The organism is Microbacterium sp. MYb66 (genome assembly GCF_002979435.1).
Taxonomy (GTDB): Bacteria; Actinomycetota; Actinomycetes; order Actinomycetales; family Microbacteriaceae; genus Microbacterium.
In genome coordinates this window covers 17,486-37,891 of record NZ_PCOV01000014.1, presented here as the reverse complement: position 1 = coordinate 37,891, position 20,406 = coordinate 17,486, and the positions used below count along the sequence as shown (strand labels likewise).

At 68.2% G+C, this 20,406-nt stretch carries 23 protein-coding genes; 21 read left to right on the top strand and 2 right to left on the bottom strand.

Annotation, left to right across the window (positions count from 1 at the left end; all coding sequences use genetic code 11):
- Positions 1 to 54 precede the first annotated feature (54 nt).
- A complete protein-coding gene (gene lexA, locus CQ045_RS17960) occupies positions 55 to 741 on the bottom strand; it encodes a transcriptional repressor LexA (protein ID WP_105726259.1) in 687 nt (228 codons plus the stop codon).
- Between the two features lie 289 nt (positions 742 to 1,030).
- Between lexA and CQ045_RS17955 the strand changes: the two genes are divergently transcribed.
- The 6 genes from CQ045_RS17955 (at position 1,031) to CQ045_RS17930 (ending at position 5,408) form a co-directional block, all read left to right on the top strand.
- Positions 1,031 to 1,399: a LysM peptidoglycan-binding domain-containing protein gene (locus CQ045_RS17955; protein ID WP_105726257.1), complete on the top strand. Its 369-nt coding sequence runs from the start codon at positions 1,031 to 1,033 to the stop codon at positions 1,397 to 1,399.
- 55 nt (positions 1,400 to 1,454) lie between these two features.
- Positions 1,455 to 2,540 (top strand): histidinol-phosphate transaminase, encoded by a 1,086-nt coding sequence (locus CQ045_RS17950; RefSeq protein ID WP_105726255.1) that lies wholly within the window; start codon positions 1,455 to 1,457, stop codon positions 2,538 to 2,540.
- Complete coding sequence (gene hisB / locus CQ045_RS17945; protein ID WP_105726253.1) at positions 2,537 to 3,154, top strand: imidazoleglycerol-phosphate dehydratase HisB; 618 nt, start codon at positions 2,537 to 2,539, stop codon at positions 3,152 to 3,154. The genes CQ045_RS17950 and hisB overlap by 4 nt, the downstream gene beginning before the upstream one ends.
- Positions 3,151 to 3,786: an imidazole glycerol phosphate synthase subunit HisH gene (gene hisH / locus CQ045_RS17940; RefSeq protein ID WP_105726251.1), complete on the top strand. Its 636-nt coding sequence runs from the start codon at positions 3,151 to 3,153 to the stop codon at positions 3,784 to 3,786. Before hisB ends, hisH begins: the two co-directional genes overlap by 4 nt.
- Before the next feature lie 94 nt (positions 3,787 to 3,880).
- Positions 3,881 to 4,627, top strand: a complete 747-nt coding sequence (gene priA, locus CQ045_RS17935) for a bifunctional 1-(5-phosphoribosyl)-5-((5-phosphoribosylamino)methylideneamino)imidazole-4-carboxamide isomerase/phosphoribosylanthranilate isomerase PriA (protein WP_105726249.1) — start codon at positions 3,881 to 3,883, stop codon at positions 4,625 to 4,627.
- Positions 4,611 to 5,408 (top strand): SseB family protein, encoded by a 798-nt coding sequence (locus CQ045_RS17930; RefSeq protein ID WP_105726247.1) that lies wholly within the window; start codon positions 4,611 to 4,613, stop codon positions 5,406 to 5,408. Before priA ends, CQ045_RS17930 begins: the two co-directional genes overlap by 17 nt.
- Before the next feature lie 39 nt (positions 5,409 to 5,447).
- On the opposite strand, the gene CQ045_RS17925 is transcribed toward CQ045_RS17930, so the two are convergent.
- Positions 5,448 to 5,846 (bottom strand): DUF1844 domain-containing protein, encoded by a 399-nt coding sequence (locus tag CQ045_RS17925; RefSeq protein ID WP_105726245.1) that lies wholly within the window; start codon positions 5,844 to 5,846, stop codon positions 5,448 to 5,450.
- A gap of 231 nt (positions 5,847 to 6,077) precedes the next feature.
- On the opposite strand from CQ045_RS17925, the gene infC reads away from it, so the two are divergent.
- The 15 genes from infC to CQ045_RS17850 all read left to right on the top strand — a co-directional run bounded on the left by infC (position 6,078) and on the right by CQ045_RS17850 (position 20,401).
- Positions 6,078 to 6,728 carry a translation initiation factor IF-3 gene (gene infC / locus CQ045_RS17920; protein ID WP_308737025.1) on the top strand — a complete coding sequence of 217 codons (651 nt, stop codon included), beginning with the start codon at positions 6,078 to 6,080 and terminating at the stop codon, positions 6,726 to 6,728.
- 72 nt (positions 6,729 to 6,800) lie between these two features.
- A complete protein-coding gene (gene rpmI / locus CQ045_RS17915; RefSeq protein WP_017828564.1) occupies positions 6,801 to 6,995 on the top strand; it encodes a 50S ribosomal protein L35 in 195 nt (64 codons plus the stop codon).
- Between the two features lie 35 nt (positions 6,996 to 7,030).
- On the top strand, positions 7,031 to 7,417 hold the full coding sequence (gene rplT, locus CQ045_RS17910) for a 50S ribosomal protein L20 (protein ID WP_028503579.1): 387 nt from the start codon (positions 7,031 to 7,033) through the stop codon (positions 7,415 to 7,417).
- Between the two features lie 85 nt (positions 7,418 to 7,502).
- A complete protein-coding gene (locus tag CQ045_RS17905; protein WP_105726292.1) occupies positions 7,503 to 8,315 on the top strand; it encodes an RNA methyltransferase in 813 nt (270 codons plus the stop codon).
- Positions 8,316 to 8,350: 35 nt separating this feature from the next.
- A complete protein-coding gene (locus CQ045_RS17900; RefSeq protein WP_105726241.1) occupies positions 8,351 to 9,022 on the top strand; it encodes a response regulator transcription factor in 672 nt (223 codons plus the stop codon).
- 3 nt (positions 9,023 to 9,025) lie between these two features.
- Positions 9,026 to 10,402 carry a HAMP domain-containing sensor histidine kinase gene (locus CQ045_RS17895; RefSeq protein ID WP_105726239.1) on the top strand — a complete coding sequence of 459 codons (1,377 nt, stop codon included), beginning with the start codon at positions 9,026 to 9,028 and terminating at the stop codon, positions 10,400 to 10,402.
- The gene (locus CQ045_RS17890; protein ID WP_105726237.1) at positions 10,399 to 11,361 is read left to right on the top strand and encodes a TAXI family TRAP transporter solute-binding subunit; all 963 of its coding nucleotides are present in this window, start codon (positions 10,399 to 10,401) and stop codon (positions 11,359 to 11,361) included. The genes CQ045_RS17895 and CQ045_RS17890 overlap by 4 nt, the downstream gene beginning before the upstream one ends.
- Positions 11,362 to 11,653: 292 nt before the next feature.
- Positions 11,654 to 12,403, top strand: a complete 750-nt coding sequence (locus tag CQ045_RS17885; RefSeq protein WP_374955035.1) for an amino acid ABC transporter ATP-binding protein — start codon at positions 11,654 to 11,656, stop codon at positions 12,401 to 12,403.
- 53 nt (positions 12,404 to 12,456) lie between these two features.
- Positions 12,457 to 13,362, top strand: coding sequence for a glutamate ABC transporter substrate-binding protein (locus CQ045_RS17880; RefSeq protein WP_105726234.1), 906 nt, complete (start codon positions 12,457 to 12,459; stop codon positions 13,360 to 13,362).
- 60 nt (positions 13,363 to 13,422) lie between these two features.
- On the top strand, positions 13,423 to 14,070 hold the full coding sequence (locus CQ045_RS17875; RefSeq protein WP_105726232.1) for an amino acid ABC transporter permease: 648 nt from the start codon (positions 13,423 to 13,425) through the stop codon (positions 14,068 to 14,070).
- Positions 14,067 to 14,987 (top strand): amino acid ABC transporter permease, encoded by a 921-nt coding sequence (locus CQ045_RS17870; protein WP_105726287.1) that lies wholly within the window; start codon positions 14,067 to 14,069, stop codon positions 14,985 to 14,987. Before CQ045_RS17875 ends, CQ045_RS17870 begins: the two co-directional genes overlap by 4 nt.
- 57 nt (positions 14,988 to 15,044) lie before the next feature.
- Positions 15,045 to 16,085 (top strand): phenylalanine--tRNA ligase subunit alpha, encoded by a 1,041-nt coding sequence (pheS, locus tag CQ045_RS17865; RefSeq protein WP_105726230.1) that lies wholly within the window; start codon positions 15,045 to 15,047, stop codon positions 16,083 to 16,085.
- Entirely contained in the window at positions 16,085 to 18,595 is a 2,511-nt protein-coding gene (gene pheT / locus CQ045_RS17860; protein WP_105726228.1) for a phenylalanine--tRNA ligase subunit beta, read from the top strand. Before pheS ends, pheT begins: the two co-directional genes overlap by 1 nt.
- 68 nt (positions 18,596 to 18,663) lie before the next feature.
- A complete protein-coding gene (locus tag CQ045_RS17855; protein ID WP_105726226.1) occupies positions 18,664 to 19,392 on the top strand; it encodes a DUF402 domain-containing protein in 729 nt (242 codons plus the stop codon).
- A 46-nt stretch (positions 19,393 to 19,438) separates the two neighbouring features.
- On the top strand, positions 19,439 to 20,401 hold the full coding sequence (locus CQ045_RS17850; RefSeq protein ID WP_105726285.1) for an NAD-dependent epimerase/dehydratase family protein: 963 nt from the start codon (positions 19,439 to 19,441) through the stop codon (positions 20,399 to 20,401).
- Positions 20,402 to 20,406: the final 5 nt, after the last annotated feature.

Sequence of the window (20,406 nt, the reverse complement as noted above, 5' to 3'; positions counted from 1 at the left end):
ACGGGCGACCCGCTCACGTGTGCGGACCCCGTCCGCGGTGTTCCAGGCTGTGCGTCAGACCGCGCGCAGTACCGCCACGATCTTGCCGAGCACCACGGCTTCGTCACCCAGGATGGGCTCGAACGCCGAGTTGCGGGGAAGCAGCCAGGTGTGGCCGTCGCGGCGCCGCAACACCTTGACCGTGGCCTCACCGTCGAGCATCGCTGCGACGATCTCGCCGTTCTCGGCGCTGCTCTGGGAGCGGACGACGACCCAGTCGCCGTCGCAGATGGCGGCGTCGATCATCGACTCGCCGGAGACCTTGAGCATGAACAGGTCGCCCTTGCCCACCAGCTGGCGGGGCAGAGGGAAGATCTCCTCGACCTGCTGATCCGCGGTGATCGGCACGCCGGCCGCGATGCGCCCGACGAGGGGGACGAGAGCGGCGTCGCCCACCGGGGTCGCGACGTCTGCAGGATTCTCAGCGCTGGTGCCGGGCAGGTCGATGAGCACTTCCATCGCCCTGGTCTTACCGGGGTCGCGCCGCAGGTATCCGCTGAGCTCGAGCTGTCCGAGCTGGTGGGTCACGCTGGAGAGCGACTTCAATCCGACGGCGTCGCCGATCTCCCGCATGCTCGGCGGGTAGCCGTGGTGCGCGATGGAGTTCTGGATGACCTCGAGGATCGCCATCTGCTTGGGGCTGAGGCTCTTGCGGCGACGCGTGCGCGGTACCTCCGACTCGGGGGCAGAGTTCTCGCTCATGGTGCTCCTTAAGTGCGTGATCCGACGTCCTTCTTCGAATGTCGGAGGCCCGTGGTGGGGTGTCCTTATCGAAACCGTATCCGAGAATCGGTCCGATCTGGAAGATCTGTTCGAGCGTGTCGGCTGATTTCCCGGTGTGGTTTCGAAGAATACTTGACAGATGTTCGAACTCGAAGATATCTTCGGTACGTAGCTTCGCATTCACGGCTCCCGGCCGAGACGCGAATGCGAACGCTACGCCAACTTCCCCGGCCGCCTCAGGGCTCCGGGACAGGCTAAGGAGCACGACATGAGCAGCATCAGCTTCAGCACCGCAGCGGTCATCCCGACGTCGGCCCGTCCGGCGACGCGGCTCCGGTTGACGGCGCGTGGACGCGGTGTGCTGCTCGCCTTCGCCTCGGTGCCGCTCGCGGTCGGCATCGCGTTCGCCGCGATCAGCGGAGGCAGTGCCGTCGCCTCCGGTGAAGACGCGGCTGTGGTGAGTGTCGAGACCGTCACCGTCATGCCGGGAGAGACGCTCTGGTCGATCGCGACCGAGGTCGCGCCCGATGCCGATCCGCGTGAGGTCATCGGCGAGATCAGCCGGATGAACCTGCTTCGTGGCGGCGAGCTCCAGATCGGCCAGAAGCTCGCGATCCCCGCGCAGTACACCAGCTGATCGCGCGGCAGCGACGTTGCGTCATCTCATCGGCGCTCGGCTTAACATGGGAAGGGTGACCCTCTCCCTCAACGATCTCCCGCTTCGTGACGATCTGCGCGGACTTACTCCGTACGGTGCTCCGCAGGCGCCGCTTCCGATCGCGCTCAACGTGAACGAGAACACGCATCCGATTCCGGACGCGGTCGCGAGCGACATCCTCGACGACATCGCGGTGGCGATCCGCGACGTCAACCGCTACCCCGATCGGGAGTTCACGACGCTGCGCGAGTCGTTCGCGGAGTACCTGGGGCACGGTCTCGTACCGGAGCAGATCTGGGCGGGTAACGGGTCGAACGAGGTGCTCCAGCACATCCTGCAGGCCTTCGGCGGGCCGGGGCGCACTGCGTTCGGTTTCGCGCCGACGTACTCGATGTACCCGCTGATCGCGCAGGGCACAGGCGCCCGGTGGATCGCCGGGACCCGGCAGCCGGACTACACGATCACCCCCGAGGAAGCGGCGGAGCAGGTGCGGGATGCCGACCCCGACGTCGTCATCCTGTGCTCGCCCAACAACCCGACGGGCACGCCGCTCGGCCTCGACGTCGTCGAGGCCGTCTATGAGGCGGCGCGAGGTATCGTGATCGTCGACGAGGCCTACCAGGAGTTCGCTCCGCGGGAGGCGCCGTCGGCTCTGACGCTGCTGGAGGGGCGCCCCCGACTCGCGGTATCCCGCACGATGAGCAAGGCATTCGCTTTCGCGGGCGCCCGCATCGGCTACCTCGCAGCCGATCCGACGTTCATCGACGCGCTTCGTCTGGTGCGTCTGCCCTACCACCTGAGCGCTCTCACGCAGGCGGCGGCCGTTGCCGCGCTGCGCAACGCGGACGTGATGCTCGGCATGGTCGAGGAGATCGTCGAGCAGCGGGACCGCATCACCGCGACACTCGAAGCACTCGGCTACGCGCCGCATGAATCGTGGTCGAACTTCGTCCTGTTCGGCGGTGTGGCCGATCCCCGTGCGACTTGGCAGCAGCTGTACGATCGCGGCGTGCTGGTGCGTGATGTCGGCATCCCCGGCCACCTCAGGGTGAGCGCGGGCACCGAGGCCGAGACCACCGCATTCCTCGACGCCCTGGCCTCGATAGGATCGGGTTCATGAGCACCCCTGCACCGACCCCGCGCACCGCGAGCCGCGTCCGCAGCACGTCGGAGTCCACCGTGGAACTCGAGTTGAACCTCGACGGCACCGGTGCCAGCCGCATCGACACCTCGGTGCCGTTCTTCGATCACATGCTCACCGCGTTCGCGAAGCACTCGCTGACCGACCTGACGGTGCGCGCTTCCGGTGATACGAACATCGACGCGCACCACACCGTCGAAGACGTATCGATCGTGCTCGGTCAGGCGATCCTGGAAGCACTGGGGGAGAAGTCGGGCATCTCGCGCTACGGCGACGCCCTCGTGCCGCTCGATGAGGCTCTCGCCCAGGCGGTCGTCGACATCTCCGGCCGTCCTTACCTCGTGCACGAGGGAGAGCCGGCCGGTTTCGAGCACCACCTCATCGGAGGGCACTTCACCGGTTCCCTGGTGCGGCACTCCTTCGAGGCGATCACTTTCAACGCCGCGCTGACCGTGCACGTGCGTGTGCTCGGCGGACGTGACCCGCACCACATCGCCGAGGCGGAGTACAAGGCATTCGCCCGGGCGTTCCGTCAGGCGAAGGCGCTGGATCCGCTCGTCGACGGGATCCCCTCCACCAAGGGCGCACTGTGAGCAGGACTCCGCGTATCGCGGTCTTCGACTACGAGTCGGGGAACGTCCACTCTGCGGTCAAGGCGCTCGTCGCGGCCGGAGCCGACGCCGTCCTCACGCGAGATCGCACCACCGCGCTCGAAGCGGATGGGCTGGTCGTTCCCGGTGTCGGGGCGTTCCAAGCAGTGCGCGACGCACTTCACGCCCACGGAGGCGACGAGATCATCGATCGTCGCCTCGCCGGTGGACGACCTGTTCTGGGAATCTGCGTGGGCATGCAGGTGCTGTTCGAGCACGGTGTGGAGCGCGGGCATGACACCGCTGGTCTCGGCGAATGGCCCGGAGCGGTCACCGAGCTCAACGCTCCCGTGCTCCCGCACATGGGGTGGAACACCGTAGAGCCGGGCGTGGACAGCATCCTCTTCCGAGGCATCGAGGAGGAGCGCTTCTACTTCGTGCACTCCTACGCCGCACAGTCCTGGGAACTCGACGTCATCCCACCGTTCCCGGAGCCCGTGCTGACCTGGACCACGTACGGCGATCCGTTCCTCGCCGCGGTCGAGAACGGCCCCTTGTCCGCGACCCAGTTCCACCCGGAGAAGTCGGGGGATGCAGGCATCCAGCTGCTGCGCAACTGGGTCGGGAGTCTGTGACCCGCAGCACCCGTTTTGTCAGCCGCCCGTCGGCGGACTACCCTCGGTTCTCGTGCCCGCTCCGGGCCGCAGAGCTTCCCGATCCAAGGAACCCATGAACGACTTCGCGCAGTCTCCCTCGCTCACGCTCCTTCCCGCGGTCGACGTCGCCGGGGGCAAGGCCGTCCGCCTGACCCAGGGTGAGGCGGGAACAGAGACGAGCTACGGCGACCCGCTGGATGCCGCAGGAGAATGGGCCGCGCAGGGAGCGAAGTGGATTCACCTCGTCGACCTCGACGCCGCCTTCGGTCGCGGCAGCAACGCGCCGATCCTGCGCAAGGTCATCAAGCAGTTCAAGGGTGTGAACATCGAGCTGTCCGGCGGTATCCGTGATGACGCGACCCTGGAGGCTGCGCTGGAGAGCGGCGCGACGCGCATCAACCTGGGCACGGCCGCGCTGGAGAACCCCGAGTGGGCCGCCGACGTGATCGGCCGTTACGGCGAGGCGATCGCGGTCGGCCTCGACGTGCGAGGCACGACCCTCGCCGCTCGCGGTTGGACCAAGGAGGGTGGAGACCTCTGGGAGGTCCTCGAGCGTCTCGAGGATGCGGGGTGTAGCCGCTACGTCGTCACGGACGTGACGAAGGACGGCACGCTCCGCGGTCCGAACCTCGAGCTGCTGCGCGAGGTGACTTCGCGCACGCCGAAGCCGGTCGTCGCGTCCGGGGGGATCTCGAACCTCGATGACATCGCCGCACTCCGCGAGCTCGTGCCGCTGGGCGTCGAGGGCGCGATCGTCGGCAAGGCGCTCTATGCCGGTGCGTTCACGCTGGCTGAGGCACTGGATGTCGCAGGAGACTGACGCGCACGCCTGCGGGCCTGAATCGCACGATCGTGGCGATTCAGCCGGGGTCCCGTGGGAGGGACGCAGCTTCGAGGCGAACCCCCATGCGTCGGACGACGGCTCTGCCGACCCTGCCCTGCTCGCGGCCCTGCATCGCTTCCGCGCGGGCGAGGGAAGTCAGGCCGAGGTCGTGGATGCGTTCCGAGCTGCGCGCGTGCTGATCCCGCTCATCGCTGAGAAGGGCGAGGAGGGCGTCGCGCCGAGCGGGCTCGCCGTGGACAAGACGCAGGAGCTGTCGATCGTGACGGTGGCCGCTCCGGACGGTCGGCGCGTGCAGCCGGTGTTCTCCTCGGTCGAGGCGATGCAGAAATGGGATCCCACCGCGCGTCCGATCCCCGTGGAGGCACTCCGGGCCGCTCTGGCGGCGTCGGCCGAAGACACCGACCTCATCGTGCTGGATCCGACCTCCGAGACGGAGTTCGTCATCCGTCGACCCGCGGTGTGGGCCATCGCTCAGGAGCATGCCTGGGAGCCGAGCTTCCTCTCCGTCGAGGTCTACACCGCGCTCCAGGAGAGCGTCGCGCACGAGCTCGCCGTGATCGACGTGGCTGTAGCGTCCGGCGACCCGGATGCCCGCCTGCGTGGTCCGGAGCTGATCGTGATCCTCGAACTCGTCGACGGCCTCGAGCGCGAGGTGCTCGATGCGGTGCTCTCACGTCTGGCTCAGCGCTGGGCATCGGACGACCGTATCGCCGTACTGGCGGATTCGCTCACGGTGAAGCTCCGCCGCAGCGTCTGAGCGCGCTTCATCGCCGACATGTACGTGGCGACGACAGTCTTAGTTGACCGGCCCCGTCCACTTCTCACCCGGCCCCTTGCCGATCGGGTCGGGGATCGAGGATGCCTCGCGGAACGCGAGCTGCAGCGAGCGGAGCCCGTCGCGCAGCGAGCGCGCGTGCATGTCGCTGATCTCGGGGGCGCCGGCGGTGATGAGTCCGGCGAGGGCGTTGATGAGCTTGCGTGCCTCGTCGAGGTCGAGCTGGGCCGACGCGTCGGGGTCGTCCGCAAGCCCGAGCTTGACGGCCGCCGCGCTCATCAGGTGTACGGCCGCGGTGGTGATCACCTCGACAGCGGGGACGTCGGCGATGTCTCGGGTGGCCGACGACGCGGCCTCCTCCTGACGCGCCCAGCGCTCTTCGCGCTCTCGTGCAGCCTCGTCCGATGCCTGGTTCGTCACTTCGCCTTGCTTTCTGTTAGACTTTGGCGGGCTTCGGAGCGTCATGCTCCGGATCGAAAGAGGATTCACTTCCCACCCGCGCTTGCCGTTCAAGGCTACCGGGTCTTGCACTCCACCGGCTCCGTCCGTAAAGCGGACCCCGGCAGACTGGGTGCGGAGCCGGCGTCTGAATGCCGGTGGGTGGGACGATTCCGAATTCGCCCGTGATGCAGAGAGCATCCCGGTGGCCGAATCACATCGTCTAAGGAGCTCCGCATCAGCGATCCCCGTACCAATGAGCGCATCCGCGTCCCCGAGGTCCGCCTCGTCGGCCCCGCGGGTGAGCAGATCGGCGTCGTCCGCATCGAAGCAGCGCTGCGCCTCGCGCAGGAAGCCGATCTCGACCTCGTCGAGGTCGCCCCCAACTCGAAGCCGCCCGTCGTCAAGATCATGGACTACGGCAAGTTCAAGTACGAGGCCGCCCAGAAGGACAAGGAAGCTCGCCGCAACCAGGCGAACACGATCCTCAAGGAAGTCCGCTTCCGTCTGAAGATCGAGGCGCACGACTACACGACCAAGCTCAAGCGCGCCGAGGGTTTCCTCAAGGCAGGCGACAAGGTCAAGGCCATGATCCTGTTCCGCGGTCGCGAGCAGTCGCGCCCCGAGCAGGGTGTGCGTCTGCTGCGCAAGTTCGCAGAGGACGTGGCCGAGCTCGGAACCGTCGAGTCGAACCCGACCATCGACGGTCGCAACATGGTCATGATCGTTGCCCCGCTCAAGAGCAAGTCCGAGGCGAAGCAGGAGCAGAACGCCGTTCGCGACGCACAGCGCGCCGCGAACAAGCAGGCCGCCCGCGAAGCGAAGAGCGATGCGGACGTTCCGGCCGAGGCTCCGGCGGAGTAATTCCCGCCCCAGAACTCCCGCACCGCGGGTTGACACCGTCGCCTGAGAAGGCGCCATACGAAGGAAGAGAAGATGCCGAAGCAGAAGACCCACTCGGGTGCTAAGAAGCGCTTCAAGATCACCGGCAGCGGCAAGCTGAAGAAGCAGCAGGCCGGGATGCGCCACAACCTCGAGCACAAGTCGAGCCGTCGCACCCGTCGTCTGAACCAGGACCAGGTGCTCTCGAAGGCTGACACCAAGGTCGCGAAGAAGCTTCTCGGCCGCTGACGCGCGCCCGAACGCACGAATAGGAACACAGGAAAATGGCAAGAGTCAAGCGGGCAGTAAACGCCCACAAGAAGCGCCGGGTCATCCTCGAGCGCGCAAAGGGTTACCGCGGTCAGCGTTCGCGCCTCTACCGCAAGGCCAAAGAGCAGGTCATCCACTCGCTGGTCTACTCGTACCGCGACCGTCGCAAGCGCAAGGGTGACTTCCGTCGCCTCTGGATCCAGCGCATCAACGCTGCGGCTCGCCAGAACGGCATGACGTACAACCGTCTCATCCAGGGCCTCGGCCTCGCGGGTGTCACGGTCGACCGTCGTATGCTCGCCGACCTCGCGGTCAACGACGCGGCGACGTTCACGACGCTGGTCGAGACGGCGAAGAAGGCTCTGCCCTCCGACGTCAACGCGCCGAAGTCGGCTGCGTAAGCATCTCGCTTCCAAACGGGCGTCTTCCTTCGGGAAGACGCCCGTTTCGCGTTTTCGGTGGCCGACGGGACCCTAGACTGTGATCGTGCTGGAGAACCCCCGTTCGCCCCGAGTCCGTGCCGTCGCGAAACTGACCAAGCGCAGTGCGCGAACCGAGACGGGCCTCTTCCTTCTCGAGGGTCCGCAGTCGGTTCGTGAGGCGCTCACCTACCGACCGGAGGCCATCGTCGAGCTGTTCGCCACGCCCACCGGCTGGGAGAAGCACCCTGACATCCGGGCGAAGGCGGCGGACGCCGATATCGACGTCGAGTACGTGACCGAGTACGTGCTGAACGCGATGGCCGACACCGTCACGCCGCAGGGTCTGGTCGCCGTCGTCCAGCAGACGCCGACGTCGGTGCGTGACATCTTCGACGCGTCGCCGCGTCTCGTGGCGATCTGCGAGGAGGTGCGTGATCCGGGCAATCTCGGCACGATCATCCGGGCGGCCGATGCGGCGGGCGCGGATGCCGTCGTCCTGACCGGCCGCACGGTCGACCCGTACAATCCGAAGGTCGTTCGCGCTACGACGGGTTCGCTGTTCCACCTTCCGGTCTCCGTCGGGGGAGACCTCGCCGAGGTCGTCACACGCGCCCATGCCGCAGGGCTGCGCATCCTTGCGGCGGATGTGAAGGGTGATGATCTGCTGCAGGCCCGTGCGGAGGGCGTGCTCGCCGAACCGACCGGCTGGCTCTTCGGGAACGAGGCTCGCGGCCTCGAGGACGAAGCACTCGAGATGGCCGACCGGGTGCTGCGGTTGCCGATCTTCGGCCGAGCCGAGTCGTTGAACCTGGCGACCGCCGCCAGCGTGTGCCTCTATGAGAGCGCGTTCGCGCAGCGGGCTGCGTCGCTCGGCTGAGACGCTGCGCGACGACGGATACGGAAGCGGAGTCGATGAGGATTCTGATCGTCGAAGACGACGAGCGGGTCGCTGCCGCCCTCGACGCCTTCCTCGCTCGTTCGGGTTATGCGACCGTGCGCGCTGGCGACGGGACCGCCGCCCTCGAGCTTCTGGGTGCCGACACCGAGGTCGTCCTCCTCGACCTCGGGCTGCCCGACATCGACGGCATCGACCTGTGCCGTCGCATCCGGGGCCGCTCGGAGGTCCCGATCGTGATCGTGACAGCACGGAATCAGGTGGCGGAGCGGATCAAGGGCCTGCGGGCCGGGGCCGACGACTTCGTCGTGAAGCCCTACGACGTGCATGAGCTTCTGGCGCGGATCGAGGCGGTCACGAGGCGTTCCCGCCCGATCGTCCCCGAGTCCGACGCCGAGGTGCGTCTGCGGGGCGGCGACGTGCGGATCGATCTCGTCACGCGTCAGGTGCTCGTGGACGGCGTGCCGATCGAGCTCACACGGAAGGAGTTCGACATCGTCGCGGTGCTCGCACGCTATCCGGGAGTGGCGGTGCCGAAGGAGCGGCTCATCCGCGAGGTGTGGAACACGGATTGGCGAGGTTTCGGGCACTCGCTGGAGGTCCATGTCGGAGCGATCCGCAAGAAGACGAGCGATCGAAGGTTCATCGAGACCGTCCGCGGCGTCGGCTATCGCCTCGCGGGGGCCTGATCCATGCGCAGGCGTCTGATCGTGGTGTTCCTCGTGCCGCTCATCGCGATCCTCCTGTCGCTCGGCGGAGCGGCCGGATGGAGCGCGGCACGCAGCGTGCAGCAGGCGTTCTACACCCAGCAGCTCGGAGACCTCGGTTATTTCGTGACCAGTGCGCGACAGGCGCTGCGCTCCGGGAGCCCGGCGGTGATCGATGCCGAGGTGATGCGCTTCCAGGACGTCTACGGCATCGAGGTCACGGTGTTCGACCTCGCCGGAAGCGTCTGGGCAGCGGGTGACCACGGTTCGGCGGTGCTCGCGGAGGAGGATGCCGAGAGGGTGCGTCTGGCCCTCTCCGGTCGCAGGGCCGAGCAGCCTGCGGGCGTGTTCCCCTGGACCCTGGCGGATGCCGCGCTGGCCGAACCGGTCTTCGACGACGGCGACGTCATCGGGGCGGTGTTGGTGTCCGCGGATGTCGAGGCGCCGCGCACCGCTATCCTGCAGCAGATCCTGCTCCTCTCCGCCATCGCCGTGGTGCTGATCGCGCTCGGCGTGCTGCTCGTCTTCCGGCTGGCTCGCTGGGTGCTCTCCCCGGTGAGGCGTCTCGACGAGGCCATGGTGGCGATCGAGCGCGGTGAGATGGATGCGAGGGTCGCGGAAGATGCCGGGCCGCCGGAGCTGCGCCGGATGGCGCGGGTGTTCAACGGGATGGCGGACGAGATCGAGCGAGTCATGACGCGGCAGCAGGAGTTCGCGCTGAACGCCTCGCACGAGCTGCGGAATCCGCTGAACGCGTTGCTTCTGCGTGTCGAGCATCTGGCGACGGGGCTCGGGCAGGAGTGGCGGGACGACGTCGAGGAGACGAGGGAGGAGGGGCGCCGGATGACGCGGATCCTGGAGACCCTGCTCGGACTCGCCCGCGGGGGACGAGGGGATTCCACGATCTCCGCGGTGGACCTCGCGACCCTCGCCGCGCGTCGACTCGACGCCTGGCGCGATGTGGCCGCACAGCGGGGAGTGGCGTTGCGATCGACGGGGGAGTCCTCGGTCATGAGCGTCACCGATCGGACGATCGTCGAGAGCGCGTTGGACGCCGTGATCGACAACGCCGTCAAGTTCTCGCCGGAGGGTGCACGGATCGATGTCGGTGCGCGACGCGCGGGAGAGGTCTGTCGCATCACGGTGCGTGATCATGGGCCCGGCCTGACCGAGGAGCAGGCAGCGGCGGCCACGGATCGGTTCTGGCGGAGCGCGGACAGCGGAGACGTGCCCGGCTCCGGGCTCGGCCTCGCGATCGCGACCGACCTGCTCGCGACGGTCGGTGGCGAGTTGACCGTGGCTTCGGCCGAAGGCGGCGGCCTCGCGGTCGAGTTGCTCTTCCGTGACGGGACGCCCCGATGATCGTGGCGGTACGCCGCGCTGCGGCGGGGTTCGTCGCGCTCGCCGTCCTGTGCGCGCTGACCGCGTGCGGTCAGCGCGCGAGCGAATGGACGGATGACGCGTACGTGATCGCGGGAGGCGGGCCGACCGGCGTGTACTTCGAGTACGGGAGCCGCCTCGCCGAGGAGCTCTCCGACTCGCTGGACATCACGATGGCCGTCGAGGAGACGGCAGGCTCCGTCGACAACCTGTTGCGGGTCGAGTCGGGCGATGCGCTGATCGGCTTCGCTCAGGGAGATGCCGCGGCGGATGCCGTCTCGGGAACGGGTGCCTTCGACGAACCGCTGGACGTGCGGGCCCTCGCTCGCCTCTACGACGAGTACGTGCAGGTGGTGGTGCGCGGCGATTCGGAGATCGAGGACATCCCCGACCTGGCGGGGAGGACCATCTCACTCGGTGCCGAGAACTCCGGCGTCACCGTCATCGCGACACGGGTTCTGGATGCCGCGGGCGTCGACGACGCGTCCGTGCGGAATCCGCAGCTCGATCTCAGCGCATCCATCCAGGCGATGGAGCGCGGCGAGATCGACGGCTTCTTCTGGGTCGGAGGACTGCCCACTCCGGGGATCGCCGAGCTCGCGGAGAAGACACCGGTGCGCCTGCTTCCGATCGAGCAGGACTGGGTGAACGACGTCAACGACCACTACTCGCATGCCTATCGCCCCGCCGACGTGCCCGCGGGCACCTACGGACTCGCGACGTCGGCGTCGACGATGGCCGTGCCGAACTATCTCGTCACGGCATCTTCCACTCCAGACGGCGTCGCGCGCGACATCCTGGCGGGGCTGTTCGATGCGCGGTTGCGGATCGCGGCCGCCGTCCCCGCGGCGGCGCTGCTGGATCGCCGCTCCGCGATCTTCACCGGTCCGGTCCCGCTGCATCCGGGAGCGGCCGACTATTACCGGGATCTGCGCGGCTGAGGTGAGCCGGCGTGCCGGTGCTCGGGAAGGCCGCTGCTGCTTCTCAAGAAATCCTCAAGAAGTCTGACACCGCCTCGGCGCTCTGCCAGTGTGATCTCGATCGCGCACGATCGGAGGCCCGCTGCTCCGCTGTCGTTGGGGAGTGCAGCAGCAGGACGATCCCACGGCCCGCGGGGGCGGGCCGTGGGGCACCCATGCGAAGGAGCATCGGTGCCGTGATCAGGTGATTACGAACGTGTAAATCTCACCGAGGTCCCTGGAGCACGGGGTACGACGTGGCTAGTTTGGAGAAATGATGACCTCTGCTACACCCCTCGTCGTGGTCGAGAACGTTCAGAAGCACTACGGCGACTTCCAAGCGCTCACCGATATCGACCTGACCGTGAACGCCGGAGAGGTCGTCGTGGTGATCGGCCCGTCCGGCTCGGGCAAGTCGACGCTGTGCCGCACGATCAACCGCCTGGAGACGATCACGAGCGGCAACATCAGCATCGACGGCAAGGCCCTCCCCGCCGAGGGCAAGGGGCTCGCGCACCTGCGTGCCGACGTGGGCATGGTGTTCCAGTCGTTCAACCTCTTCGCCCACCTCACGATCCTCGAGAACATCACTCTCGGCCCGATCAAGGTCCGCGGCATGAAGAAGGCGGATGCCGAGAAGGAGGCGATGACCCTTCTCGAGCGCGTCGGCGTGGCGCAGCAGGCATCGAAGCTTCCCGCGCAGCTCTCCGGGGGCCAGCAGCAGCGCGTCGCCATCGCCCGCGCTCTCGCAATGCAGCCGAAGGTGATGCTCTTCGACGAGCCGACCAGTGCGCTCGACCCGGAGATGATCAACGAGGTCCTCGACGTCATGGTCGGTCTCGCCCAGGAGGGCATGACGATGATCGTCGTCACTCACGAGATGGGCTTCGCGCGGAAGGCCGCAGACCGCGTGGTGTTCATGGCCGACGGCCGGATCGTGGAGGAGGCGACTCCCGAGGAGTTCTTCACGCACCCGAAGAGCGACCGCGCCAAGGACTTCCTCTCGAAGCTCTTGACGCACTGACCCCGACACCCGACCCCAAGACCCTGCACCCACAGCACACGAAGGAGACGCACATGCGACGCACACGGACACTGGCAGGCATCGGAATCGCGGCGACAGCCCTGCTGGCGCTCACGGCCTGCAACAGCGGCAGCCCGTCGAACCCCGGCAGCACCGACGGTGGTGACGCCGGCGAGGACAGCACCTGGTTCGAGGTCGCCACGGACGTCCAGCTCGAGGGCAGCCCGACGTTCGATGCCATCACGGAGCGCGACAAGGTCGTCATCGGCGTCAAGGAGGACCAGCCCGGTCTCGGCTACCTCGACGTGACCACCGACGAGCGCACCGGGTTCGACATCGACATCGCCCGCTGGATCGCCGCCTCGCTCGGCTACGACGAGGACAAGATCGAGTTCAAGCCGATCGCCTCCGCCAACCGCGAGCAGGCCATCGTGAACGGCGACGTCGACTACTACGTCGGCACCTACTCGATCACCGACAAGCGCAAGGAGCAGATCGCCTTCGCCGGCCCGTACTTCATCACGGGTCAGGGACTGCTGGTCGCGGCCGACAACGAGGACATCAAGAGCGAGGACGACCTGACGGCCGACACCACCGTGTGCTCGGCGACCGGTTCGACCCCGATCCAGAACATCCGCGACAACTTCCCGGATGTCCCGACCAAGGAGTTCGACCTGTACTCGGCATGCGTCGAGGCGCTGCTCTCCGGCGAGGTCCAGGCGGTCACGACCGACCAGGCGATCCTCATCGGCTACGCGGCACAGGACCCGGACAACCTGAAGGTCGTCGGCGAGCCGTTCACCGAGGAGCGCTACGGGGTCGGCCTCGCGAAGGATGACGCGGCCCTCCAGGAGCACATCAACACGCTGTTCACCGACGGTGGCGACATCTGGCAGGCGATCTTCGACAAGAACCTCGGATCGTCCGGCATCGAAGTCACTCAGCCGGCCGTCGACTGATCGACCAGAGGGGGCGGCTGCACGGCCGCCCCCTCTCCGAATCCTGAAGGGGAGGGTGGCGTGGACGTCATCTTCGGAAACCTCGACCTCTGGGGCAGAGCACTCAGCAACACGCTGATGATCTTCTTCGGGGGCGGCGTGCTCGCGCTGATCCTCGGCATCATCGTGGGCGCTGCACGCGTCTCACCGGTGCCGATCGCCCGCGGTGTCGGCACGGTGTACGTGAACCTCATCCGCAACACCCCACTGACCCTCGTCTTCTTCTTCTTCATCTTCGGCTACCCGCAGCTCGGGCTGCCGAAGCTCAGCACCACGGTGCTCGGCATCCTCGCGATCGGCATCTACACCGCGACCTACGTCGCGGAGGTGCTGCGCGCCGGGATCAACACCGTCCCCGTCGGACAGGCGGAGGCCGCCAGAGCGATCGGACTCCCGTTCGGGCAGGTGATGACCCTGGTCGTGCTCCCGCAGGCGTTCCGCTCGGTCGTGCCGCCGATGATGAGCGTGTTCATCGCCCTGCTGAAGAACACGACCGTCGCGGCCGGCTTCTCGATCCTCGAACTCGGCGCCGTCCGGTCGTATCTCAGCGAGCGCGGCGAGAACGCCCTCGTCGTCCTGCTCTGGGTCGCCGTGATCTTCGTCGTGCTCGTCCTGCTCCTCAGCTCGCTCCAGCGCTATCTCGAGAACAAGTGGAGGATCGCGCGATGACTTCCGTCCTGTACGACGTCCCGGGTCCCAAGGCGATCCTGCGCAACCGGCTGATCGGTGTCGCGACCGTCGTCGTGGTGCTCGCCCTGCTCGGCTTCATCGGCTACCGCTTCTACGAGAGCGGGCAGTTCGACGCCTCCCGCTGGTACGTCTTCACGTTCAGCGCCGTCTGGGAGCAGATCTTCGAGGCGCTCGGGAGGACGCTCGCGGCCTTCGGGCTCGCCGCCGTCCTGAGCATCGCGCTCGGCTTCCTGCTCGCGATCGGACGGATGTCGGAGCACGCATGGGTGCGCATCCCCGTCACGGTGATCACCGAGTTCTTCCGGGCCGTGCCGGTGCTCGTCTTCATGATGCTGCTCTACTACGGCCTCCCCGTCGTCGGCGTGCGGATGGACCCGTACTGGGCCGTCGTCCTCGCCCTCACGGTCTACAACGGCTCGGTCCTGGCCGAGGTGCTCCGTGCCGGCGTCGAGTCGCTGCCGCGGGGGCAGAAGGAGGCCGGGTACGCGATCGGTCTCCGCAAGAGCGGGGTGATGCGGCTCATCCTGCTGCCCCAGGCGATCCGTGCGATGCTTCCCGTGATCGTGGCTCAGCTCGTCGTGACGATGAAGGACACCGCGCTCGGGTTCATCATCACCTACCCCGAGCTGCTCTACTTCGCGAAGCAGCTCACGTCGCAGCAGGGACGCCCCGTGCTGCAGTCCGCCTTCGTCATCGGCGGCATCTACATCATCATGTGCCTCATCCTCTCCGGCATCGCCAAGTACCTGGAGATCCGCACCCGACGCTCACCGCGTGGTCGCGGAGGCATCCCGGTCGGCGGAGTGGATCCGCGGCCGCACCAGGACGGCACCGACACCGAGCTGATCACGCTGCAGCGCGGCGGGAGCGGGTTCGGCGGAGCGCCGACTCCGTGAGTCTGACCCGGTCGCGCCGTCTGCTCGCATGACGGCGCGCCGGTAGACTCGATTCTCGTGTCAGAGTCTCCTGAAATCACCCCGGAAGCGGTCGAAGCCGCTGTCGCCGACGCCCTCGCGGCGATCGCCGCAGCCGCCGACACCGCCGAGCTGAAAGCGGCCCGTGCCGCCCACGTCGCCGACGGATCGCCGCTCGCGGTCCTGAACGCCTCGATGCGACAGGTCGCCCCCGAGAACAAGGCCGCCTTCGGCAAGCTCGTGGGCCAGGGCAGGGGGCAGGTGGCCCAGGCTCTCGCCGCGAAGGAGGCCGAGCTCGCCGCCGCCGAGGTCGCCGCGCGCCTGGAAGCCGAGCGGGTCGACATCACCGCGGTCCCGTCGCGCACGCGGGTCGGCGCCCGGCACCCGCTCACGCTCCTCCAGGACCAGGTCTGCGACATCTTCGTCGGCATGGGCTGGGAGATCGCGGAGGGGCCGGAGCTCGAGCACGAGTGGTTCAACTTCGATGCGCTGAACTTCGATGTCGACCACCCCGCCCGCCAGGAGCAGGACACGTTCTACGTCGACCCGCCCTCGCGCCACCTCGTGATGCGCACGCACACGAGCCCGGTCCAGGTGCGCTCGATGCTCGACCGCGAGGTGCCGATCTACGTGCTCTGCCCCGGGCGCGTGTACCGCACCGATGAGTTCGACGCCACGCATCTGCCGGTGTTCACGCAGTTCGAGGGCCTCGTGATCGACAAGGGCATCACGATGGCGCACCTCAAGGGCACGCTCGACCACTTCGCGAAGCAGCTCTTCGGGCCCGAGGCCGAGACGCGCTTCCGCACCAACTACTTCCCCTTCACCGAGCCCTCCGCCGAGCTCGATCTGTGGCACCCGACCTTCAAGGGCGGCGCGCGCTGGATCGAGTGGGGTGGATGCGGCATGGTCAACCCGAACGTGCTGCGCGCCGCCGGGATCGACCCCGAGGTGTACAGCGGCTTCGCGTTCGGCATGGGCATCGAGCGGGGCCTGATGTTCCGCAGCGATGTGCAGGACATGCGCGACATGGCCGAGGGCGATGTCCGTTTCAGCGAGCAGTTCGGGATGGTGGTGTGATGCGCGTCCCGCTTTCGTGGTTGCGTGAGTACGTCGATCTGGCAGCGGATGCCACGCCCGAGGATGTCCTCGCGGCGCTGGTGACCGTCGGCTTCGAAGAGGAGGACGTGCACCGCTTCGAGATCACGGGTCCCGTGGTCGTCGGACAGGTCGTCTCGATCGAGGCCGAGCCGCAGTCCAACGGCAAGACCATCAACTGGTGCCAGGTGGATGTGGGTGAGGCGAACGGCGGCGTGCGGGGGATCGTCTGCGGTGCGCACAACTTCGTCGTCGGTGACAAGGTCGTCGTGACGCTGCCCGGCGCCGTGCTGCCCGGCCCGTTCCCGATCGCCGCCCGCAAGACCTACGGACACGTCTCGGACGGGATGATCGCCTCCGCGCGTGAACTCGGCCTGGGCGACGAGCACAACGGCATCGTCGTGCTGTCCGACCTCGGCATCGACGCGCCCGTCGGCACCGACGCGATCGCGCTGCTGGGCCTGGACGACGTCGCGGTGGAGATCAACGTCACGCCCGACCGCGGCTACGCGTTCTCCCTGCGCGGTGTCGCCCGCGAGTACGCGCACGCCACGGGGGCGGCCTTCCGCGACCCCGCAGAGCGCGACTTCGCCGAACTCCAGCCGGGAACCGGTCACACCACCGTGGTGGACGACATCGCCCCCGTGCGTGGCCGCGTCGGAGCAAGCGAGTTCGTCACCCGCGTCGTCCGGGGCGTGGACCCCTCACGTCCCACGCCGCCGTGGATGATCGCGCGGCTCAGCCTCGCCGGCATGCGCCCCCTGGGCGTGCTCATCGACATCACCAACTACGTCATGCTCGAGCTGGGGCAGCCGCTGCACGGCTACGACCTCGACAAGCTCGCCGGGGGAATCACGGTTCGTCGGGCCACGCCCGGCGAGAAGATGACGACACTCGACGGCGTGGAGCGAGCGCTGCACATCGAAGACCTCCTCATCACGGACGAGTCCGGTCCCATCGGCCTCGCCGGCGTCATGGGCGGTGGCACGACCGAGATGAGCGACACCACGCGGAACGTGCTCATCGAGGCCGCGAGCTTCGACCCGACGACCATCGCCCGTTCGGCGCGCCGGCACAAGCTGCCCAGCGAGGCGTCCAAGCGCTTCGAGCGCGGCGTCGACCCGCTGATCCCGTTCGTGGCCGCGCGCCGCGCCGCCGACCTCATGGTCGAGCTCGCCGGTGGCACGCTCACGGAAGAGGGCGGTGCGCTGTTCACCGAGGTCTTCGTCGGCGAGATCGAGCTGCCTGCGGGCTTCGTGCAGGGGCTCATCGGCGTCGACTACACCGATGACGAGATCACCGGCGCGCTGACCACCATCGGCGCCGAAGTCGCCGCTTCCGAAGGGGGATCCGGCTGGACCGTGATCCCGCCGACCTGGCGCCCCGACCTCACCGACAAGTGGACGCTCGCCGAGGAGGTCGCCCGCATCCACGGACTCGACCGCATCCCGTCCGTCCTGCCGACGCCCCCGTCCGGCCGTGGTCTCACCGAGCACCAGCAGGGTCGCCGCCGTGTGGCCGATGCGCTGGCCGCTGCGGGGCTCGTCGAGACGCCGTCCTTCCCGTTCACCACGGACGTCCAGAACGATCTGCACGGTTCGGCATCCGGCGAGCACCTGCCCAGCATCCGCCTGGCGAATCCGCTCGACGGACAGGCTCCGTACCTGCGTCGATCGCTGATCCCGGGACTGCTCCAGACCGCGCACCGGAACATCTCGCGCGGTCTGACGGATCTCGCGATCTTCGAGACCGGCGTCGTCTTCCTGCCGGAGCAGGGCGTGGAGTACGGCACGGAGGAGGTGCCGCCGCTGGGCGAGCGTCCTTCCGACGAGACGCTCGCCGCGTTGAACGCCTCGATCCCGCCTCAGAACCGGTTCATCTCGGCGCTGCTCACCGGCCACGTCGCACCCCGCCAGCCCGGCCGTCCCGCAGAGGCCGCCGGCCTGGTCGAGGCGCTGGATGCCGTCCGCGTGATCGCGGCTGCCGCGGGCGTCGACATCGATGTGGTCCAGGCCGAGCGCGCTGCCCTGCATCCGGGCCGCACCGGATCGCTGCGGGTCGCCGGACACGAGGTCGGCTACGTCGGCGAGCTGCATCCCGCCGTGGCCGAGGGAGCAGACCTCCCGGGCCGTGCGACCGTGTTCGAGCTCGACCTCGACCGCATCCTGTCGTTCGCCGGCGGTCGTGTCGTCGCCGCCTCACTGTCGACCTTCCCCGCCGCCACACAGGACGTCTCACTCATGCTGCCGGCAGAGGTTCCCGCCGCCGATGTGCAGGCGGCCCTCGCCGAAGGCGCCGGTGCGCTGCTCGAGTCGGTGCGTCTCGTGGACGACTACCGCGGAGAGGGCGTGCCGGAGGGATCCAAGAGCCTGACGTTCGCACTGCGGTTCCGCGCCGATGACCGCACGCTCACGGCAGCGGAGGCCACCGAGGCGAAGCTCGCCGGTGTCGCGGTGGCAACGGAGCGCTTCGGAGCCGCGCTGCGCGACTGAGAAGGACATCGTACGAAACCGTGTCCGTCCTCGGACGATCCGGGACGGCGCCGGAGTAGCGTGGCGGGATGAGCATCCTCCCCCAGAGCACTCAGGCCGCCGTCCCGGACGACGCGCGACCGCTCGGAGAGGGGCCGTTCCTCGACGTCGGTGCGCAGATCGACTGGCACTACCGGAAGCCGGGATGGCAGCCGGGGGAGCCGTCCAGGATCTCTCCGATGCGCGTGGTGCGTGACGACGAGCGAGGACTCGTGGCATGGCTCGCCCCCGGAACATTGCAGGAGGCGCCTGGGGCTCTGGACGGACAGCGCGTGCGCGAGGTACCGCTCGCCCGGCGTTGGCTCGAACCGCGGACACGCATCGTCGAGCCCTGGCGAGGCAACGGGGTGCTGTGCATCGCGCCCGCCGGACTGCCGTGGTCGGTCCGGCTCTTCTGGAGCGACACCGCCGCCGCGGCCTGGGCGTTCGCCGGATGGTACGTGAACCTCGAGAACGCGCATCTGCGTACGGATCACGACACCTTCTCCTCCGACCACATCCTCGACGTCGAGATCGATCCGGAGGGCGGCATCCACCTCAAGGACGAGGACGAGCTCATCGCCGCGATCGAGCAGGGCCGGCTCAGTCCCGAGCAGGCGGCCCAGATCGAGCGGCATGCGGATGCGGCGATCGCGTCGTTCGAGGCCGACGACTGGCCGTTCGACTCCGAGTGGGTGCGCTGGCGGCCCGACCCCACGTGGACCGTTCCGGTGCTGGCGGGCCTTGATCAGCTCGCCAGCAAGCACGATCTGCTCTGAGCGGAAGTGCTTCCGCGAGTCAGCGGTTCCTGGTGACATGGAAGCCATGACGGATGTGCTGATCCTCGGCGGAACAGGGTGGCTCTCCGGGCGGATCGCCCGGAGATGGCTGGACGCCGGAGCGACGGTGACGTGCCTCGCCCGCGGTGAGCGCCCGGCTCCGGAGGGGGCCGTGCTCGTGCGCGGTGATCGCGACCACGCTGAGGCGTACAGCGAGCTCGCGCGGCGCGACTGGGACCACGTCGTCGACATCTCCTCCCGGGCTGCGCATGTCGCGGCCGCCGTCGCCACGCTCGGCAATCGTGTCGCCCGCTGGACGTACGTCTCCTCGATGTCTGTGTACGCCGACGACGAGACGGTCGGAGCGGACGAGTCCGCACCGCGGCACCCGCCGGCCGGGCCCGGCGACGAGTACGACTACGGCGCGCAGAAGGCAGCCGCGGAGGACGCTGTGACGGCTCTGGGAGACCGCGCCTTCGTCGTGCGTCCTGGCCTCATCGTCGGCGACGGAGACCCCAGCGACCGGTTCGGCTATTGGGCGGCGGCGTTTGCCCGGGCGGGTGCCGAGTCCGTACTGCTGCCGCCGGTCGGCGGAAGGAGCGCGCAGGTCATCGATGTCGACGACCTCGCGTCCTTCGTCGTCACGGCGACTCGGGGAGGTGCGGTCAACGCGATCGGCGATGAGTATCCCCTCATCGATGTGCTGCACGCGGTCCGCGACGCGGCAGGACATACCGGCGACGCTGTCGTCGCGGAGGAGGAGTGGCTCGTCGCCCACGGGGTCGAGTACTGGGCGGGGCCGCGGTCGCTGCCGATGTGGCTCCCGCCGGAGATGACCGGGTTCATGACGCGCTCGAACCGGGCCTTCCTCGCGAGCCGAGGGCGGCTCGGCTCCCTCACCGGCACGATCGAGCGCGTCGTCGCCGATGAGCGGGAGCGCGGTGTGGACCGCGAGCGTCGCGCCGGCCTGACGCGTGCGGAGGAGCTGGCTCTCCTGGCCGATCGGTAGACTTC

Bases quoted from the DNA above. Each gene is read 5' to 3' on its own strand.
- rplT (WP_028503579.1), top strand. From the start codon at position 7,031: ATGGCAAGAGTCAAGCGGGCAGTAAACGCCCACAAGAAGCGCCGGGTC.
- CQ045_RS17890 (WP_105726237.1), top strand. From the start codon at position 10,399: ATGATCGTGGCGGTACGCCGCGCTGCGGCGGGGTTCGTCGCGCTCGCC.
- CQ045_RS17895 (WP_105726239.1), top strand. From the start codon at position 9,026: ATGCGCAGGCGTCTGATCGTGGTGTTCCTCGTGCCGCTCATCGCGATC.
- priA (WP_105726249.1), top strand. From the start codon at position 3,881: ATGAACGACTTCGCGCAGTCTCCCTCGCTCACGCTCCTTCCCGCGGTC.
- hisB (WP_105726253.1), top strand. From the start codon at position 2,537: ATGAGCACCCCTGCACCGACCCCGCGCACCGCGAGCCGCGTCCGCAGC.
- CQ045_RS17870 (WP_105726287.1), top strand. From the start codon at position 14,067: ATGACTTCCGTCCTGTACGACGTCCCGGGTCCCAAGGCGATCCTGCGC.
- lexA (WP_105726259.1), bottom strand. From the start codon at position 741: ATGAGCGAGAACTCTGCCCCCGAGTCGGAGGTACCGCGCACGCGTCGC.
- CQ045_RS17855 (WP_105726226.1), top strand. From the start codon at position 18,664: ATGAGCATCCTCCCCCAGAGCACTCAGGCCGCCGTCCCGGACGACGCG.
- CQ045_RS17900 (WP_105726241.1), top strand. From the start codon at position 8,351: ATGAGGATTCTGATCGTCGAAGACGACGAGCGGGTCGCTGCCGCCCTC.
- pheT (WP_105726228.1), top strand. From the start codon at position 16,085: ATGCGCGTCCCGCTTTCGTGGTTGCGTGAGTACGTCGATCTGGCAGCG.
- CQ045_RS17885 (WP_374955035.1), top strand. From the start codon at position 11,654: ATGATGACCTCTGCTACACCCCTCGTCGTGGTCGAGAACGTTCAGAAG.
- CQ045_RS17930 (WP_105726247.1), top strand. From the start codon at position 4,611: ATGTCGCAGGAGACTGACGCGCACGCCTGCGGGCCTGAATCGCACGAT.
- rpmI (WP_017828564.1), top strand. From the start codon at position 6,801: ATGCCGAAGCAGAAGACCCACTCGGGTGCTAAGAAGCGCTTCAAGATC.
- CQ045_RS17880 (WP_105726234.1), top strand. From the start codon at position 12,457: ATGCGACGCACACGGACACTGGCAGGCATCGGAATCGCGGCGACAGCC.
- CQ045_RS17850 (WP_105726285.1), top strand. From the start codon at position 19,439: ATGACGGATGTGCTGATCCTCGGCGGAACAGGGTGGCTCTCCGGGCGG.
- CQ045_RS17955 (WP_105726257.1), top strand. From the start codon at position 1,031: ATGAGCAGCATCAGCTTCAGCACCGCAGCGGTCATCCCGACGTCGGCC.